The sequence below is a fragment of the Halorubrum sp. SP3 genome, from assembly GCF_005435195.1.
Classification (GTDB): Archaea; Halobacteriota; Halobacteria; order Halobacteriales; family Haloferacaceae; genus Halorubrum; species Halorubrum sodomense.
In genome coordinates, this window is the sequence record NZ_SGTU01000044.1 from 567 (window position 1) to 3016 (window position 2450).

General features: G+C 50.6%; 2 protein-coding genes. Both read right to left on the reverse strand.

Annotated features, from left to right (window positions below; translation table 11 throughout):
* Positions 1-189: 189 nt before the first annotated feature.
* The gene (locus tag EXE42_RS15010; RefSeq protein ID WP_199240764.1) at positions 190-1815 is read right to left on the reverse strand and encodes a deoxyguanosinetriphosphate triphosphohydrolase family protein; all 1626 of its coding nucleotides are present in this window, start codon (positions 1813-1815) and stop codon (positions 190-192) included.
* Positions 1816-1826: 11 nt separating this feature from the next.
* On the reverse strand, positions 1827-2057 hold the full coding sequence (locus tag EXE42_RS15015) for a hypothetical protein (protein ID WP_121563894.1): 231 nt from the start codon (positions 2055-2057) through the stop codon (positions 1827-1829).
* Between the last annotated feature and the right edge of the window lie 393 nt (positions 2058-2450).

Here is a 2450-nt window from a genome sequence, read left to right on the forward strand (position 1 = left end):
ATGACAGTCTAGGAAGCGATGAAAGTCAGTAAGATATGCCCACTATTGAGAGCATATTCGACCAGGGGGGAGACGCATAGATCATCTAATTACGATTCGGCGTCACGTAACGACGAGACGCACCTGAAGATGATCGACGTCGATACCTCGCTGGCTAAATTTAGAAATAAATAGCGCTTTGGAAGACCTCTATTGCCGCATAATCGTGTCTTGGAGGGATCCGGGCCGTGCTCCTGACATTCGTTCATACATTTCTATGGCCTGTGTCTCAGGCATGTTTGAGATCATGTCGGCTACGATGCGTGCCCGTGCAGTATCGTCGTCCTCGTCGGTATCATTCAATCGTTCACGATATGGTTCCAGTATTGCTGACGTGTCAACCGATTTTGGTGCCGCTTCGTCGTACAACAGTTCGAACAACTCGTCGATGACCTGAATCTGTCCTTTCTGCTGTCCTCTGAGAGTTGGATTACTGATGACGTAGTAGAAGGTCAGCTGTTTTAGAATCTCAATCTCTTGTCGTAGATCGTTGTCCACGAGCAGTGTCGGATTACCATCTTCGTCATGCTCACCAAGTTCGACGTATTCTCTGTCTCCGGGATCATCTTCAGTCGCCTCCAGATACCAACTGATCATGGACGACGAAAACTCGTTCAGGAGGTTACGTTCCGACTGGGTCCCCTCGTATGGCGTGTAGAACTCTTCGACGACCGTCGCAAAATCGCGAAGTTCAACGAAGAAAGAGAGGACATCCTCAATCGACGCTTCGACATTGGTGTCGTCGTTAATGTACTGGCCGAAATCGTGGAGTTTCATGTCGTACGACTTGGCATAGGATCGGAGCAATTCGGTGTGCTGCCCAATGTCGTCGTCTTCACCAAAGTCGTCTGGGAGCTGATTGCGGAGTTCTCCTGCCTCACGCAGCAATTGGTCGAAGGGGAGCAGCCCACTTCGGTAAAAATCCTCCACGTCATGAATCGCATACGTCAGGTCATCCGCGTAATCCATTATTTCCGCCTCAAGGATCTTGTTCCGGCCGTCGGCGGTCCCAGCTCGCGCGAACTCGAAATACCCCTCTTCCGACGGATAGTATCCCCACTTGTCGTCTGTGTCTTCGTCCGTTTTAGCATCTGCCGCTCTTGACCAAGGATACTTTTGTATGGCGTTGAGAGTCGCCCTAGTCAGGTCAATACCTTCGATACCTGAGCGATGGGATCCCAAGCGAGTCACGGCACGGAACGACTGTGCATTCCCCTCGAACCCCTGAATCTTTGATTCGTCTTGTTCCTCACTATCGTGGTCTCTGTTGGTCTCCCCCTCTTCACCATTTCTTCCGTCACCTTCCGTGTCTTCAAAGTTTTCCTCTACTCCATCCTCTCCCGACTTTTCGCGCACCTTGTCGTCAAGAAGCTCTTCAATCTCGTGACCGAACGGTGGGTGACCGATGTCATGAGCCAGAGACGCTGTCTCGACAACTTCAGGGTCGAGATAATTATCGAGATTCTCGAACTCGGCGTCATAGAATTTCTCAAGCAGTTCAGCGAGCCTACGCCCAACCTGTGCGACCTTCAGTGAGTGAGTCAATCGGTCGTGATACAGATATGACTCGCCTGCGCGAGCGACCTGCGTGACATCCTTGAGCCGACGGAATTCTCGACTGTACAGGATTCGGTCCCTGTCTCGCTCGAATGGACGCCTTTGATCTTCCGTATCGCGATCTACACTCTTTTCTGACTCTTTTTCTGGATCATACCCGGAACTCAAATCTTGATCGAGATCTGAGGGGCGGCGATCACGTGGAAAATCCGCTGTCATCTAAAACGATGCTATGCGGTCGCAGAAACGTCACTTGCAAGCTTATATTTGAAACCAGGAGTGGTCGAGATCATCCCCTCGTCGATCATCGTCCGGAGAACCTGCTTCGCTTCTCTCCGGCTCTCAACGGAAGTTTCGTTGAGTAAATAGTCGATGCTCACAGCCTCGCCTCGATCAGAGAGCTTCTCGATGAATTCCGATCTCAGGCTTTCCTGTGAGGCCGCTCTTTCTCTGGCACTCATCACACACCGACTTTCTGACCGACTACACTTATAATCTGTTGCTATCCGGATCCTCGAGCACGCTGTTACATCGGCTCGTCACGGAATTATTGTCGGCAATTCACGCGCTCATTATATATCACAGAGTCGACAGCGACCGAATTCGCGTCGTTGCTAATCAGGTGTAACGGAGTGTCAGTAATTCTAAATTTGTCGTTTTGTCCATCAAACACTATGAGACAAATGTTGACACGCCTTGGGCTGACCCTTAAGTCAGACTAGCGAAGAAGCATCGAACCCCAAAATGGAACTGAACGAGGATTGGCCCAGCAAAAGGGATCTAACGTCGGTTCAAGGGCTTGTACAAAATCACGCGACGGACAGCCGGTCTCAAATGCGTAATCATCGCTGGAC